The sequence below is a fragment of the Nostoc sp. CCY 9925 genome, assembly GCF_963920935.1.
Lineage (GTDB): Bacteria > Cyanobacteriota > Cyanobacteriia > Cyanobacteriales > Nostocaceae > Nostoc.
The window spans coordinates 1-16,158 of the sequence record NZ_CAWUDO010000043.1 but is presented as its reverse complement, the minus strand read 5'-3'; the positions used below and the strand labels follow the sequence as shown (position 1 = coordinate 16,158).

General features: G+C 41.6%; 14 protein-coding genes. 7 read left to right on the top strand and 7 right to left on the bottom strand.

What is annotated here, in order from left to right; genetic code table 11:
* Nucleotides 1–445: 445 nt before the first annotated feature.
* The 7 genes from ACM0OY_RS21045 to ACM0OY_RS21015 form a co-directional block, all read right to left on the bottom strand.
* Nucleotides 446–733, bottom strand: a complete 288-nt coding sequence (locus ACM0OY_RS21045; protein ID WP_414570794.1) for an ArsR/SmtB family transcription factor — start codon at nt 731–733, stop codon at nt 446–448.
* 25 nt (nt 734–758) lie between these two features.
* Nucleotides 759–1,970, bottom strand: coding sequence for an aspartate aminotransferase (locus tag ACM0OY_RS21040; RefSeq protein ID WP_414570793.1), 1,212 nt, complete (start codon nt 1,968–1,970; stop codon nt 759–761).
* Nucleotides 1,967–3,160 carry an iron-containing alcohol dehydrogenase family protein gene (locus ACM0OY_RS21035; RefSeq protein WP_414570792.1) on the bottom strand — a complete coding sequence of 398 codons (1,194 nt, stop codon included), beginning with the start codon at nt 3,158–3,160 and terminating at the stop codon, nt 1,967–1,969. Before ACM0OY_RS21035 ends, ACM0OY_RS21040 begins: the two co-directional genes overlap by 4 nt.
* 694 nt (nt 3,161–3,854) lie before the next feature.
* The gene (locus ACM0OY_RS21030) at nt 3,855–4,376 is read right to left on the bottom strand and encodes a Ycf51 family protein (RefSeq protein WP_414570791.1); all 522 of its coding nucleotides are present in this window, start codon (nt 4,374–4,376) and stop codon (nt 3,855–3,857) included.
* 185 nt (nt 4,377–4,561) lie between these two features.
* Nucleotides 4,562–4,786, bottom strand: coding sequence for a hypothetical protein (locus tag ACM0OY_RS21025; RefSeq protein WP_414570790.1), 225 nt, complete (start codon nt 4,784–4,786; stop codon nt 4,562–4,564).
* Between the two features lie 387 nt (nt 4,787–5,173).
* Nucleotides 5,174–6,520, bottom strand: coding sequence for an O-antigen ligase family protein (locus ACM0OY_RS21020; protein WP_414570789.1), 1,347 nt, complete (start codon nt 6,518–6,520; stop codon nt 5,174–5,176).
* Nucleotides 6,502–7,344: a hypothetical protein gene (locus tag ACM0OY_RS21015; RefSeq protein WP_414570788.1), complete on the bottom strand. Its 843-nt coding sequence runs from the start codon at nt 7,342–7,344 to the stop codon at nt 6,502–6,504. The genes ACM0OY_RS21020 and ACM0OY_RS21015 overlap by 19 nt, the downstream gene beginning before the upstream one ends.
* 955 nt (nt 7,345–8,299) lie before the next feature.
* On the opposite strand from ACM0OY_RS21015, the gene ACM0OY_RS21010 reads away from it, so the two are divergent.
* From ACM0OY_RS21010 to ACM0OY_RS20980, 7 genes are all read left to right on the top strand, one after another.
* Nucleotides 8,300–8,677 carry a hypothetical protein gene (locus tag ACM0OY_RS21010; protein ID WP_414570787.1) on the top strand — a complete coding sequence of 126 codons (378 nt, stop codon included), beginning with the start codon at nt 8,300–8,302 and terminating at the stop codon, nt 8,675–8,677.
* Between the two features lie 230 nt (nt 8,678–8,907).
* A complete protein-coding gene (locus tag ACM0OY_RS21005) occupies nt 8,908–9,747 on the top strand; it encodes an SIMPL domain-containing protein (RefSeq protein ID WP_414570786.1) in 840 nt (279 codons plus the stop codon).
* Between the two features lie 710 nt (nt 9,748–10,457).
* On the top strand, nt 10,458–10,859 hold the full coding sequence (locus tag ACM0OY_RS21000) for a VOC family protein (protein WP_414570785.1): 402 nt from the start codon (nt 10,458–10,460) through the stop codon (nt 10,857–10,859).
* 420 nt (nt 10,860–11,279) lie between these two features.
* The gene (locus ACM0OY_RS20995; protein WP_414570784.1) at nt 11,280–12,191 is read left to right on the top strand and encodes a bestrophin family protein; all 912 of its coding nucleotides are present in this window, start codon (nt 11,280–11,282) and stop codon (nt 12,189–12,191) included.
* A 398-nt stretch (nt 12,192–12,589) separates the two neighbouring features.
* Complete coding sequence (gene murA, locus ACM0OY_RS20990) at nt 12,590–13,966, top strand: UDP-N-acetylglucosamine 1-carboxyvinyltransferase (protein ID WP_414570832.1); 1,377 nt, start codon at nt 12,590–12,592, stop codon at nt 13,964–13,966.
* A 385-nt stretch (nt 13,967–14,351) separates the two neighbouring features.
* Complete coding sequence (locus tag ACM0OY_RS20985; RefSeq protein ID WP_414570783.1) at nt 14,352–15,230, top strand: M48 family metallopeptidase; 879 nt, start codon at nt 14,352–14,354, stop codon at nt 15,228–15,230.
* A gap of 159 nt (nt 15,231–15,389) precedes the next feature.
* Nucleotides 15,390–16,158 (top strand): hypothetical protein (locus tag ACM0OY_RS20980; protein ID WP_414570782.1); only part of this gene is annotated, 769 nt, incomplete at its 3' end.

The window sequence follows — 16,158 nt, the reverse complement described above, 5'->3', positions numbered from 1 at the left end:
GCTTCACTAGCTCCTGATTTTAATTGAATGAGTGCCATATCTGCGATCAGCCACTCTGTTTCTAGGCAAGATTTAAAAAACACTTATAAAAAAGAATAAAAATTCTGGTGTTGCTGATTTGATGTATGAAAATCATTAGTTGTGCAACCAAAACCCTTGTAGAGACGTAAAATTTTACGTTTCTACATCAACAATTCATACCTATATTCAGCAACGCCAAAACTCTTATGCACTTAGGCGATGGCTGCTTTTAGGTTACCCAAGTTGTACGAAAATCTACCATCTTGATTCACATTCGCTCTGCAATTCTCAAATTCAAGATAGCGATTTTGTTGATTTCGTTTCTCGTCTTACACAACAACTATTTTTGATGCTAATAATTTCACCCAGGGCAGAGTAATCTGCACTGCGTTTACCAGCAACCTATCTGATGTGCAAGTTAAACTTAAGGCTTAAAATCTGCCAGATATTCTTCTAAAACACTAAATTGCGACAAGTTCAAACTGTAATAAATCCAGCGTCCTTCCTGACGGGAGTGAACTAAGCCAGCTTCCTTGAGGGTTTTCAGATGAAAGCTTAATTTCGACTGACTTACCCCCAAGGCTTGGCACAAATCACACACACATAATTCTCGCTGTCGTAACAGTTCCAATGCCTTAATCCTCAGTGGATCGGAAAGGGCATGAAAGCCCGCAGCAATTAAATGAGGAATAGTGGCAGCGGGAGTTTGCATGAATCAGATTTTGATAAGGTTATCTCTATTGTGAAATAGAGACTACAGCTTCCGGTTGATAGCGGATGCCAGCTTGCTTGAAACGATGTAAAGCTTCACCCAAGCGATCGCAATCTGCAATTAAACTAATTCTCACATACCCTTCACCCGCAACCCCAAAAGCATTACCAGGAGTAACTACAACGCCAGTTTGCTGCAACACATTCAAGGCAAAATCTGTAGAACCCATGCCCACAGGACATTTCACCCAAAGATACATCGTCGCTTTGGTTTTAGGAATATCCCAACCCAGCTGTCCTAATCCTTCAATCAGGAAATCGCGGCGGGTGCGATAGCGTTGTTGTACTTCATGCAAATACACATCTGGTAGTTGCAAAGCGGTTTCGGCTGCTGTTTGCAAGGCGGCAAAAATGCCGTAATCCAAGTTAGTTTTCAGCGTCCGCAAACCTTGGATGACATGTCGGTTACCCACCACAAACCCGACGCGCCAACCAGCCATATTGTAGGTTTTGGATAAGGTGTGAAATTCCACACCAATTTCCTTGGCGCCGGGAATTTCTAACAAGCTAGTGGGTTGATAACCATCAAAGGCTAACTCGGCATAACACAGATCGTGTACCAGCAAAATTTCATATTTGCGGGCGAAGGCGACGATTTCTTCAAAGAATTCGCGGGGGGCGGTGGCAGCGGTGGGATTGCTGGGATAGTTGAAATAGAGGATTTTGGCTTGTCGGGCAACCTCATCAGGAATGGCAGCTAAATCGATTAACCAGTCATTTTCTGGTTTGAGAATCAAGCTGTGGATTTTCCCCCCGGCGATCGCTGGGCCGCGAAAATGCGCGGGATAAGCGGGAGAAGGAACCAGAACCACATCGCCAGGGTTAATGTAGGCGATGGCTAAATGGGTTAATCCTTCTTTAGAACCGAGTAGCGGTAAGGCTTCGCTATCAGGGTCAAGAATGACATCATAACGCCGACGATACCAATTAGTAATTGCTCGGCGGAAACTCGCAGTGCCTTCAAAGGGAGGATAACCGTGATTGGCGGGATTTTGCAAAGCGGCGATCGCAGCTTCTACCACTGGTTGTGGTGTTGCACCATCAGGGTTTCCCATGCCCAAATCAATTAAATCTAACCCTTGTTCCCGTGCTTTAGCTTTTAGTTCATCTAAACGGGCAAATACATAAGGTGGGAGTTTTTGTATACGTTCTGCTGGCACTATCCAATTCAAACTCATGCTTCAACCTCGTCACTCATTCCCTTGGGCGAAACTCGATTCATCATATCTCTACTATCTATAGGTGCAGTGGTAGAAACCATTGCCGCCATCAACTGTTCCAGCGCGACTCTAAAAGGTAGTCGATGGATATCAGAATTAGGAGCTAGGGCAATTTCGGCGGCTGTTTGCAACTCACCTAATGTAATATTGCCCAATCCCAAATCACTTAATTTCTGGGGTAGTCCAATTTCTGCGTAGAACTTTAACAACTGCTGTCGTGCCGATGCTGCTAGTTGATTGTTTTGTAGCATTTCTTCTAAACGCAGTTGCACCAAAATTCCCAAAGCAACTTTTTCGCCGTGAATACTGCCGTGTCCCGAAATGTGCGTTAAACCATTATGTACCGCATGGGCAGCAACAGTGCGACACTGCGCCCCTCCAAGTCCACCAACTACCCCAGCGAGTAATACAGTCGCGTCTACAACTTCTCGCCAAACTTCACTACCTGGTTCTTTAAGGGCTGTGGGTGACTTTTGTAAGAGAATATCTCGCAAAACTCGTGCTTGTTGAACTGCGGCGATAATTAAAGTGTCTTGTAAATGCCCGCTGCTAACTGAGGCTTCATACCACTTGGCGATCGCATCACCAATTCCAGCTACTAAAGTATGTTGTGGTGCTGTTTTAATCAAGTCATAGTCGAGTATCAATAAATCGGGACAACGAGACAGCCCCACATCATAAAGAAATGCCCCGTCTTCTGAATAAACATTCGACAAGGCACTCCAAGCTGCACAGGTAGCTGCGGAAGTCGGAATCGTCACCACTGGTAGCTGTAGCTGTTGCGCGACTAATTTCGCTGTATCTAAAGCTTTGCCGCCACCAACACCGATAATCACATCAGCTTTATGTTCTTTAGCTGCCTTGCGTAAACTTTCCAAACTAGCTTCGCAGCAATCTGCACCATAGGAAACTTGGGCAGGATGTAACTGTTGCGTTTCTAAAATCGGTTGCAGATTTTCTTGGCTGATAGCCAGAGTGCGCTCTCCCGCCACAATTAAAGGACGATTTCCCAAAGAAGCGATTTCTGCTGCCGCTGCTTGCAACACACCAGAACCACGGATTAATTTTGCTGGGGCAACTGTGAGCGTAAATAATGAACTAGAAGTTTGAGTAGACAAAGAAGGTTGAGTAGAAAATTTATTAGACATATAAACTAGTTTGCCAAAACTTTGATATTTCTTAATCAAATTGACTTTTGCTTAGAGATACTTGTTGCCAAGCTGATTTAAAGATGGCAACAAATTTTAACCCGTTCAACTGGATTTTAGCGGAACCATGAAATAGACAAAGCCTGTTGCCCACTGGTTAAGTAATTTGACGACCTTGCTTGAATCTATAATGCTCATCGATCTAAAATTCCGAACTATCAAAGTTTTGAACAACCGTATAATTAAATAACATTAGCACTCTCAGATTCCCAAAAAAAGCGATCGGCAGCCGAGAATTTCTTTGTAGTCTTACCCTTCAAGCAATTGCAGCTACAGAGTACATAAGCTAGGGCGTACATCTATACGTCCCTACAGCCAATTCATTTGCTGCCAATATTTTTAAAAATGGCAAAACTGGTAACTAGTAAAACAACTGACAAATCACAACTGCCAGTACCCATTACCCGCACGCTGATTAACTTTTGCTATAGCCCAATGACTAAAGTGTGAATATCTTAATCTAAAAATAATATTTCAAGTATCGGTAAATACAAAATAAATTATGTCATCCTGATAACAAGCATTGGTATGGGGCGTAGGGCATGGGGTGTGGGAGGTGTGGGAGGAAAGAAATCTTTCCCCCTTTACTCCCCATCTCCCCACACTCCCCACACTTTCCCACTCCCTACTCCCCTTAAGCCTTGGATTTCGGCAATTGAGCGAACTTATCTTGATAAATTTCCACTGTTATTGGGGAGTTGCCACGAGAGACGAGCGATCGCTTGATTTCACCCAAGTAAACTGGTACTGAAATCCCTGCCTCTGGGTGAAGAATAGTACGGGCACGAACTGTTAACTTGTCGTCTTGGAGTGTACCAGAACGACCATAAGAATAAAGATTGCTAGCCGCTTGACGTAAAGTTGCTTCTAATTGTGTGGGAGTAATTTCGGGTGAGACGGCGATCGCCGCTTGTGTTGAGCCATTGTCATAAACTAGACTGTAGCGCACTGCTCCTGGAATTACAGTGCGACTCAAGGGGACTATAGAGAGTGCAAATAACCCAGCTGTTAGCACCACCATAAAGCCAGTCGTCCCCACCAACCGAAAGCGGATGCCCCATTTGAAAACAAAACCCAACGCTGCTAAGGCAGCGAATACCAAGGTGGCAATACCCGACCATTGGGTGTATTGAAAAAAGTCAGCTGTTGTGAGCATAAGGTTGGTTAACAAGGCGTCTTTTTTTAGTTAGCGACACACCCATTTTACCGAGAGCTTACACCTAAAGAATACGGGTTATTGCAGTTATCACTGTCAGCGCTACATTAGTTTTGAATCTCAATGAGAATATTGGGTGCGGAATGTGGTTCGTTTATTTGGATAATTTATTTCTTGGAAATCCCTCAGAAATGTATTGCATCACCAGAGACGATATGAGAATTTTTAGATATCTGCTTGAGTTCAGATATATACTCTGTCAGCCCTGTTTGTTGCACAGGAATAGTTGTTTTCTTATTAATGTCGTAATTATACCAAAGGTAAGGTTCTCCGCTTAATTCTCCGTTTTTCACATACAAATAAATAGGCTCTGGCGGATTGCAAAGACCTAATTTGATTTCAGCCACCATATTTGAAGTTCCTTATTCCCAATTTTTATTAATTGAAAATTTTTGAAAATTGTATTTAATTGAGGAAAATAACAAACATACAAAAGGGCATCTACAAGAGATGCCCGTCATGCAGGAAAACCCCAAAGGGTTGTCCCTACACCTTCCCAACAATCAGCAACAGTGACTAATTAGGTCTTAGTCACACTCACAGTCACAGACGTGAATATAGTTATATTATTAACTTAAAGCTTTAGATGTCCCCAGTGCATACACTGAAAAACAACCAAGAGACTTCCATTTAAAAAAATATCCAATTTATAGTCTTGGTAAGAAAATAATACAACTAAAGCACCCTAATAATCCCATCGATACCCAGTCCTTAATCCCTAATCTCCAGCCCCCAGTTCAATAAGATGCAAGCTTTTGTTGTTGGCTATAGCGATGTACTACTCCACAAGTAGCTGCCAAAATTAACCATGAAAGCGTATTCAAACGAAAATCGAATAGGGTTACATCTACATTATTCAATAGAATCCACCCCACACAGGCGAGAAGATAGCTGAAAGTTAGCAATCTATCTTGTGCATACATGTATTTTGAATTTCGCAGTAATTGGACTCCTGTAATTAAAATCCAACCGAGTAAGCCACAAAATAGCAAAGTAGTGAGAAAACCAGTTTCAGCAGATAACATTAAAAATAAATTGTGGGGATGACCCAACTTAATTTGCGTATGTGCTTTGTAGAGTCCAGTAAAGCTACGTAAACCCCAACCCGTCCAAGGATGTTGCCAAGCCAAAGACCAGGCAAACTCCCACTGAGTTTTTCGCATCAAAGCCACTGGCCTACCTGGATACATATCATCGTTTAACCTTGCCCAAAAGAAAGCAGGAACGTACTGGCGAAAAAATTGAGCGATTGGTGAGGGAGCAAAAGCCGCTAAAAGTATGCTAGTGACGATGCCGATAACGCCACCGACAAGAATCCGCCAACGTTGGTAGATTGCATAACCTAAACAAGCAAAAATAGCGATCGCCCATCCATTACGTGAGTTAGTGAAAATCAAGGTGATGAAATTCGTAATCACCGCCAAGGTAAGGAAGAGGAAGGGGAGTGGGGGAGATGAGGGAGATGGGGGAAATAACCAATGCCCGATGCCCCATGCCCGATGCCCCATGCCCGATCGCCATTGTTCCAGCCATAACCCTAGACTAAGGATGAAAACTATTACTAGATAAGCAGCGAAGGTGTTGGCGTGCAAGAAGAATGAAGCTATGCGGCCTGGTGGATTTCCTCCTGGTCTAATTGTCCAACTCAACACAACCCAGATAAACTCGAACTTAAAATTCCAGCCCAAAAATAATTGTCCCAAACCGAGAGTCACCACTGGCATGGAACTGATTACAAAAGCCCAAGCCATTTGCCGCAATTGGGCAGTTGTTTGAATCAAGGTGCTGAAGGCGGCGAAAACTAAAAAGAATGGTAAAAAATTAAATAAACCGAGGAAAGCTTCTGTTTTATTCTGGGCAAACCCAGCACTGATAATCAACAAAAGACTCAAAAGAGCAAATCCCCAGTTGAGGGGGCGGCAGCTAATTTGGCGGTATTGTTTTATCCAAGTGATTAATGATACAAAACCTATAGTCACAGCCCCGATTAAAGGACTCAAGGGGAAGATTAACAGTGCCAATAAAGAGTAGTTCCAACGGGAGTGGAAATGGTCAAAAGCTTTGTTCAAGCTGGCTCCCAACATTCAGCACGAGTGAGACGAATTTGAGCTAGGGCGAAGATGGTAGGGATGATGCGACCATAGTTAGTAGCGATCGCTCTCCACCCCAAGTCGGCAAAAAACCAAGTCCACATAATCGGCCCAATCACGGTAAATATACTGCGGACTGCTCCATAACGAGCTGCACTCACAGTCATACCCCGTCTGGCCATTTGCATAGTTACATAGCTTTGAAACTGGGTTGTTGCCGCTTGTGAGCCTTTAATCGCCGCTTGTTTGGCTACTTCGTAGGTAGCAAGGTGTATGGCAAATTGGCGGGCAATTTGTTTGAGTACAAGTGGTTGCAGCATGGAAGTCACAGCCAATGCACTACCCCCTTTAAAAAGCAGCCCTAAGGGATCGCGTTGCAATAAAAGTGGTAAAGGTTGTTTGAGGTCTGATTTGACGAGCTGACGCTGTATCCGTAGAGTCAATTTTTGTTTTTCCTGCTCAGGCAATTTTTTCCACACCTGTCCTAGCAAATGCAAAAATACTTCTGCTTCTAAATCAACAGTTGTCAACTGATTAGAATAAGGAATTTTGAGATACTTACATACTTGCACTAGCGCTTGTCGGTAAGTTACTTGTTCTGTGCGTCCCCGCAATACCGTCATCCCATCTGCCGCTAAAAAGCGGAAGCGACCTTCTAGTGCATCTAGCCAAGCTTTGCGGTCTTGACTTTGCACTTCGATGGGTTCGGGTGTGTGAACGTAATCTAGGGGATTGAACTTACGACTAAATAAAATTGCCGTTAAGTCTTGTAATTCTTCTTCAGTCGCTAACTCTAGCGCCGCCCTCATCTCATCCAATTTCCCTTCCTCCCTTCCGTGCAGCTTTCCTGTACCTTATTCTACTATTAGCTTTCAGCAGTCATTAGTAGTAATTTTGTCGTTTGTCATTTGATGATAACCAATGATCGAGGACTCATGACTGATATTGCACTAATTGATGCCTCAATAGCAGGTTTAGTTTGCACTTAGTAGTTACAGCGCTTTTCAGTAATAAATTACACTAATATATACTCCTCACCTTTCCATCTCAGTAGTAGTCTAAATACTTAAAAACTGTTCTCAATCAACCTCAATATTCCTTACCCCCCCGTCCCCTGTTCCCCAGAAAGGAATGGAGGTTTGAAACCCTATCTCCTGCGACGAGAAAGATTTCGGGTATATATTTTGACTTTTAAAACATACTCTGCAATAATGTGAACTTTTTAAACGTTTTTACTCAATCATTTCATCTGTCGCTAGACTGATTTGACAGTCTACCAGTTCAGTATTTTTCTGTATTACTAAAATCAATGTGCAACAAATAAGTTCTGTCTATGAAACAGTAAATTGTCTAGTAAATCCGAAAGTAATCTTAGCTACCAAAAAGGTTGAATTTGACTAAAAAGGTCTGACTAATAGAAGTTGTCTTCTTGTTGCTAATCTTGATCCCCTAAACTTTATGCTGCGTTTTATGTAGATTTCTGCCAAAAAGGCATGAATTGGAAATAATAAATATTATAAATATAAAATGTCGGCAGTTTATCAGTTTAGTCAGTGCTGTTTCCATGCAAAATACTGTGATGCCAGTATCAGCTTTAACTCAAATTAGCACAGCAAAAATTTTGATATTCTACCCTAATAAAACGCTAGTTTAAGGGTCTATTGCATCTATCAGTTGAATCATTTATAACTGATTGTCATGACAACCTTACCATCTAAAAAGTTGTTTACTTCGCTAATCTTTGGCTAAATTAAAAAAGGAGTTTAAAAAATTATGAAAACTGTAGTTAATTTGACTCAGCAATCAGTAATAGGAGAGATTGAAAGTGTTTTGGATACATATCCATATCATCCATATCAACAAGCCTTTGCGATTCCTGACTTGCGCCAAGAGCTAATTGCTTTCGTCCTCAACCGCATTCCCTCTTTTTATAGCGTGATATCCGACAGACATATTCCGCTAGCTGAGGCTGAACAAGAAAGCTTGCTAAATTATCAGCTGCCTCGTAAACGCTTAGAGCAGCAACTACATTTACAAAATTTGATTCACCAAGGTATTTGCTCAATCGTTCAAGAAAAGTCAGATTGGATCAGCCATCACCTTTGTGAAATAGTTCAACCTGGTTGTGAACCCTCTCACTGGTTTGGTTAATACTCTAGAATTCAGAATTCAAAATTCAGAATTCAGAAATAAAAAAACAAGCCTGATGTCTAGCTAAGGTGTAGAGGATATGGGGTATGGGGCATAGGTTATTCCCTCCACCTCCCCATCTCCCCACTCCCCAGTCTTTTTTTAGTAAATTATTTAGATCAAAGATTAAGTATATTGTTCTTGAAGTGTAAACTTTGACAAATACTATGTTCAAAGGACATTGCTAGAACATGAGAAAAATAACTGCTGTGATGCTGGTAAGTATAACTATGACTGTTGGGATGGAAGCGTTAAGACCTAAAGTCGCTAATGCCCAATTATTTTATCCACCAGCAAGCGATCGCCATTCATTAATGGTAATGGGTCAAGGGGTAGCAAGAGTGCCAGCAGATACAGCGGATATTGAATTGGTATTCAGTAGCAAAGATAGTAATGATGAGTTACAAACGCAACCATCAACGCTATCGCAAGCCCGCCGCAAAACCCTACAAACTCTCCTCTTAAATGACAAAACACCAATAGGACAAATTCCACCTACACCTGTGGAAAACAAAAAATCCTTAACTAAAGCAACTCTCCAGCCAATAGTTGATACCCTAGTTGCTAATAGAATTAGTGCTAATAAAATTCAAGTGCAAATTAATACTAATTCCAGTGAAAATAATGCCAAGATATTAGTAAAAGTGGAAAAACCAACCCGCGATCGCATTCAGGAAATTGTTGGGACAGCGAATAAAGCAACGAGCAAAATTGAAAATTTAGCTATCAATAGCGTGGGCGTCGAGTATGCAGTTAATGATTGTCAAGCTTTGCAGAGTTCAGTTTATCAATCAGCAATGAAAGACGCTCAAAGTCGTGCTCAGGCTTTAGCGACCGCTATGGGTGTTAAACTTGGTGCTGCTTCTGTAGCCGAGCCATTTTATACCTTATTCTATCCTTCGTGTAATTCCAAATCTGGCGTTACTTTACCGTCTTTTGCTAGCTTTTTATTAACACCAACTTACGATCCAGATGCCCCAGCGGAAGTTGAGATGAAAAAGGATATTTTTGTAACCTATACAGTGAAATAAGTATTCTTATTAAGTGCGATCGCATTCAAGTCAGCCTTAAAGGGTAAAGTGCGATCGCTTAACTATTTGGGATTTTCAGTGAGTAGTTATAGTTGCACTGTTATAAGTTTAATAAATTTAGCTGCATCGCGGTATATTCCAAAAATAAAATATGCGAATCTTCTATTATTCCATTTTTTAATTCCACCGAATTTATATAAAAATCAAATATTCGCTAGAGTTGAGACTCAATGGGAAATTTTAAGGTCCAATAATGAAAAAACTCCAGATATGCTAATGACAAATCTGGAGTCAGGAAAGATACGCATTTACCTATATCAATTTTTTCCATGAGTGAATCCTATGTCATCAGGGTATACACCCAAATGTGGTAGATTATCTCCCTTGACTCCATATTTATTCTGCTTCTGGTTTACACACCTTCAACGCAAAACAGCCCCAGTTAAACTGGGGCTATTTTGCGAGAGTTGTTTGGCAGAGGAGTACATCAACAAGTGATGCTCCGTGTTAGATATAAATAATTCGGTATGCATCCCTTTTCAACCTTGTTTTGGCATATCCGGATGATTTAGAACATTTTGATAGCTTTATCAAAAAGAAACTCCAGATACGCCTAAAGCGTTCTGGAGTAGTAACAGGTTTCTAACATAAATAAATTTTTACCTATGCGATCGCCAGATGTCGTTAGGGTATATACTCAAATGTATTTTATGTCTCGTAAACCACAAATCGATCAACAGATTACCTTCTTCTATACCCACGATCTCAATGCATCTACAGAATTCTACGAACAAAAGCTAGGCTTGGAGTTGTGGCTTGACCAAGGCACATGTCGAATTTATAGTGTTACTGGCTCTGGATACCTGGGATTATGCCAAGCAAGCGAGACATCAATTCTTTCACCTGAAAACCAATCAAGTGTTATTTTTACCTTGGTCACACAGCAGGTGGATGAGTGGTTTGAATATCTCCAAGAACGTGGCATCAAGTTTGAAAAGCCACCTACAATAAATGAAAAGTATAATATTTATCATTGTTTTTTACGTGATCCCAGTGGTTATTTGATCGAAATTCAACGTTTTGAGACTAATTACGAAAAAAGACATAACTAAATGTTATGTCTAGACACTGAATTTACAGGGCAGGATTTGTACAGGTTAGAACTTGCTGATTTACTAGGGTACATGATAGCGATTAATGCCCTATGGTCATCATCGATAGGTATGTACCTTTTCTTCTATAGAGTTATCAGGGCAGTTTGCGAGGTTTATGCAGCCAGCCTAAAACTTTTACATTTCTTTACAATTAGATGTGTAGACATAGCCAGCCTTAGGTATCATTTTGAAATTTTTTCATCGGGACTGCCTCCCGCCTTCGCTGATAAATCAAATAGGATTGCTATACGGTCGTTGCTCTAAGCATATTTCATGGGTTGTTAGCGCTACTTTTTACGGTATCCTCCTTGGCAATAATGCTGATTGTAGAGCTATTATTTTTAAGTAATTATTAAGATGTTTTCTTAGGATGACTACATGAGTGCCGTAAGCCTGAAATGGGTAGACACGACATTACAACTTAAAGGTTCAGTAGTAAAAGCCATTTACAAAAATGTTTTATGGTGTGGAATTTTTGGATTTTTTGTTTCTATCCTTCATCATTTGGATAAGCCTGTATCTCAACCTATTTTAGGTAGCGTTATCCCTAGTATTGTTTTGGGCTTGTTACTTGTCTTTCGGACAAATACTGCTTATGAACGATTTTGGGAAGGGAGAAAATGTTGGGGTTCTATAGTAAATAATGTCCGAAATCTAGCGCGGCAGATTTGGGTATCGGTTGACGAAATCTCTCCAGATGATAAAGATAATAAAATTGCAGCATTAAATTTATTAGTAGCTTTTGCTGTGGCAACCAAAAGACACTTGCGCGGAGAAGCCGTCAATAACGAATTAGAAGAATTAATGCCATCTAGCAAATACATCAAGCTGAAGATTATGAATAATCCTCCCATAGAAGTGGCTTTTTGGATAGGGGATTATTTACAGCAGCAATACTATCGTAATTGTATCAATAGCTACCAATTAACAGCAATGCAAGAATTATTGAATAATCTTGTGGATAATTTAGGTTCTTGCGAACGGATTTTAAAAACGCCAATGCCACTGGCTTATGCGATTCATTTGAAGCAATTACTGGCACTATATTGTTTTCTGCTGCCGTTTCAAATTGTGAAAGAACTGGGTTGGTGGACGGGTTTGATTACTGCTTTAGTTGGTTTTACAGTATTTGGAATTGAAGCCATCGGTTTAGAAATAGAAAATCCGTTTGGTTATGACACCAATGACTTACCCCTAGATACAATTTGCAAGACAATGAAGTCCAACATTGACGATTTAATCAGCTTGACTCCAAGTGCGCGATCGCCTGAAAACAATGCCACTTATTAAGCAATTTTAATAATTTGTTTGATATTTGCAACCTCACACAAACAAAACCTTTGAACAACGAAGATACTAATTAACTGAGTCATTAATTCAATTCTCAGTCTACCTTAAGTTGACAAGACTTAACTTATGGATTGGAGTATTGATTTTTATTGGGCACGTAAGTTAAATCATTGAGTATTAAGTGCTACTTGTAAGTACTACTTAGTTGTTGCTTTTTGTTAGATTTAACAAAATCTTGAAAAGCTTGCCAATACTGGTTTTTAGTCTTCATTTCTGGACAAAAACACAATTTTTCAATCAAAGATCTCGTCCGAAAACGTGGACAAATTGAATCTTTACTGTAGAATCAAAACCAACTTCAAACATATAAAATACGTATTACTTTTGGAGGTAGGATTATTAATCCTTCTAGCAGCTTACCAGATGCCAAATTTGCTCCGAAAGCAGACTCCTCAGTCTTGCAAATTTGGGGTGGGCATCCTTTACGAGGTCATGTGAAAATTAGCGGGGCAAAAAATGCAGCATTGGTAATCATGGCTGGAGCCTTGCTGTGTCCAGGTGATTGTCGCATCCGTAATGTTCCCCTATTAGCGGATGTAGAGCGGATGGGTCAGGTGTTATCAGCTTTGGGTGTACGCTTGACACGAGAAGGTGACATCTTAGACATTAACGCCAGCGAAATTAAAACATCAAAAGCTCCCTACGAACTAGTTACGCAGTTGAGGGCGAGTTTTTTCGCTATTGGTGCGATTCTGGCAAGACTAGGAGTAGCGCAGATGCCTTTACCAGGCGGTTGTGCTATTGGGGCCAGACCAGTTGACTTGCATGTGCGGGGACTGCAAGCAATGGGAGCTGAAGTGCAGATTGAACATGGCATTTGTAATGCCTACGTTCCTGGCAGCAGCCGCAGGTTAAAAGGGGCGAAGATTTACTTAGATATCGCCAGCGTCGGAGCCACAGAAAACTTGATGATGGCAGCTACGTTGGCAGACGGCGAAACAATTATCGAAAACGCTGCCAGAGAACCAGAAGTAGTTGATTTGGCTAACTTCTGTAACGCGATGGGAGCAAAAATTAGTGGGGCGGGGACTAGCAGAATTATTATCGAAGGAGTCCCCAAGTTGCATTCTGTTGACTACAGTATTATCCCCGATCGCATTGAGGCAGGGACGTTTTTAGTGGCAGCAGCAATTACCCGCTCAGAACTCAGCCTCTCACCAGTGGCTCCAGAGCATCTCATACCAGTGATTGCTAAGCTGCGGGATATTGGAGTGACAATCATCGAAGAAGCGCCTGAACACTTACGTATTTTCCCGGCAGAATCCCTAAAAGCAACAGATATTGAAACCCAATACCATCCAGGTTTTCCCACAGATATGCAAGCGCCGTTCATGGCTTTACTGGCACTGGCCGAAGGCGACAGCGTAATTAACGAATCTGTGTTTGAAAATCGCTTGCGTCATGCCTCAGAGTTAAATCGTTTGGGGGCAGATATTCGCGTCAAAGGCAATGCTGCTTTCGTCCGAGGAGTACCGAAGCTGTCTGGCGCACCAGTATTAGGCACAGACTTGCGAGCATCAGCAGCACTAGTCTTGGCAGGACTAGGGGCAGAAGGACAAACCACAATTCAGGGATTACAGCACCTCGATCGCGGCTACGATCGACTTGATGTGAAGTTGCAGCAATTAGGAGCTAAAATCCTGCGGATAGGCGAAGTGTCAGCAGATGAAGTATCAGCAGATGTAGAGATCCTTCCCAGCATCAGTAGCCTGTAAAGTTGAAATTGATGCTCTTATGAGAGAGATGGGGAAATGGGGAGATGGGGGAACGCAAGGACGCGGGGACGCAAAGAGATAAATTAATAACCAATGCCCAATACTCAATGCCCACTTGTCCTGAGCGCACCCCTACAGGGAAGCAAGCTACGCGTAGCGTCTCGTAGAGAAGGGATGCCCAATACTTCGAATCCGCTCAGTACAAGTGCCCCATGACGCCACTTGCTCCACTTGGGGAAACCCCAAGACCGCAGTGGCTCCCCCATGCCCATGCATATCTTAGTGAGTAATGCCGACCCTACTTAATCGCTATACTATTCTGTGGGAGGCTGTTTATTTAACCAACCAGCTTCCATAAGTTGTATTTTTTATAGCTTGCTGCACTATGTCCTTCTTCAAAACCCCCCTGATTGGTTTAAAAGCTGACTCATTTCGCCATCCATTAGACCTAGAATCTACTAATGCGCTTAAGCAGATACCAGGCATCGATATGTTGGTGCGAAATTGGCTAGGCCCAATGGCAGAGCAGGTTTTTTATGTGGAAAATATTGCCTCAAGCATTCTGGTGGGTGAAAAACAACTGCCTGATTTACACAAGCTGTTGTTAGAAGCCTGCAAAATCTTGGATATGGAGCCTCCCGAGTTGTACGTGCGACAGCATCCGGCTCCCAATGCTTACACTTTTGCTGTGCGGGGTAAGCAGCCTTTTATTGTCTTGCACACATCCTTAATTGATATTCTCACACCAGAGGAAATCCAAGCGGTAATTGCCCACGAGTTGGGACATCTCAAGTGTGACCATAGCGTTTACTTGACGCCTGTAAATTTATTGATATTGGCTGCGGCAATTGTCCCTAATGTCGGAGGCTTTATTGCCCAAGCGATACAAGCACAACTTTTGGAATGGGTACGCTGTGCTGAGTTTACCTGCGATCGCGCCGCATTGCTAGCAACCCAAGACCCCAAAGTTGTTATGTCCGTATTGATGAAACTAGCTGGTGGTTCTCCTGCCTTAGCGCCGCAACTGAACCTCGATGCTTTTGTTGCCCAAGCCCGTGCTTATGATGATATTAGCAAGACCGAACTCGGTGAAATGGTCAAAGCTGCCCGCACAGCCCAATTAACTCATCCAGTACCAGTGCTACGGGCTCGAGAAATTGACCGTTGGGCAAGCAGCACAGAATATCAATCTTTAATTCAAGATCGCGGACTGAAGTCTACTAAAGATGAAGTTGCACCCAAAGGTGGCTGGCGAAACTGGTAAATCCACCTAAATCACAACCACTTTGCAATTGCATTTAGGATTTAGTTGAGTTTGACTGGAGTTTAGCAATTGTGCCCTCGCACTTGGTGTCTATTTTAACTCACCAAAAAAGCGTCTGGGCACTATTGTAAAGTACTGGTACACCTAAAAAATCACCTAATGACCAGGTTTCCCTACTACCAGTTCGCAAAAGACTATCTTAAAGAATTGTTACAACCACTAGGAGAAGTGGAAACAAGTCGCAAAGTTCCCACACAAATTCGAGAGATTGATGTTTATTTTATACCTTCACCCCAATCAAGCGATACGATAGAATTAGGGTTGTTAGGCAAATTTGCAGCCGAACCTGCTTTAATTGAACCATTTAGAAATGCGGCTACAATTGCAGAAATTCGGAGTTGCATGAATAAGTTATTTGATATATTTGCTGAAATAAAGCGCCAAACTAAAGCTGATAAAAACCGAATTGCAGAATCAGAATTACCACATTTGTGGATTTTGTCACCCACAGCTTCTGAATCTATTTTGAATGGTTTTAGGACTAGCTTAGATGAAAATAACTGGGGAGTAGGATTACATTTTCTTGGCGATTATTTGAGAACAGCAATTGTAGCTATTCACCAATTACCTTCGACAGAAGAAACATTATGGTTGAGAATTCTAGGTAAGGGCAGAGTCCAGCAACAAGCCATAGATGAACTAGAAGCACTTCCCCAAAATAATCCCTTGCGTTCTAAAGCAATAGATTTATTATTGAGTTTAAAGACGACCTTAGAAGTAAATCAAAATATAGACGATGAGGATAGAGATTTAATTATGCGCTTATCACCTATTTACGAGCAAAAATTAGCGCAAGCTAAACAAGAAGGAATTCAAGAAGGAATTCAAGAAGGAATTCAAGAAGGAATTCAAGAAGGAATTCAAGAAG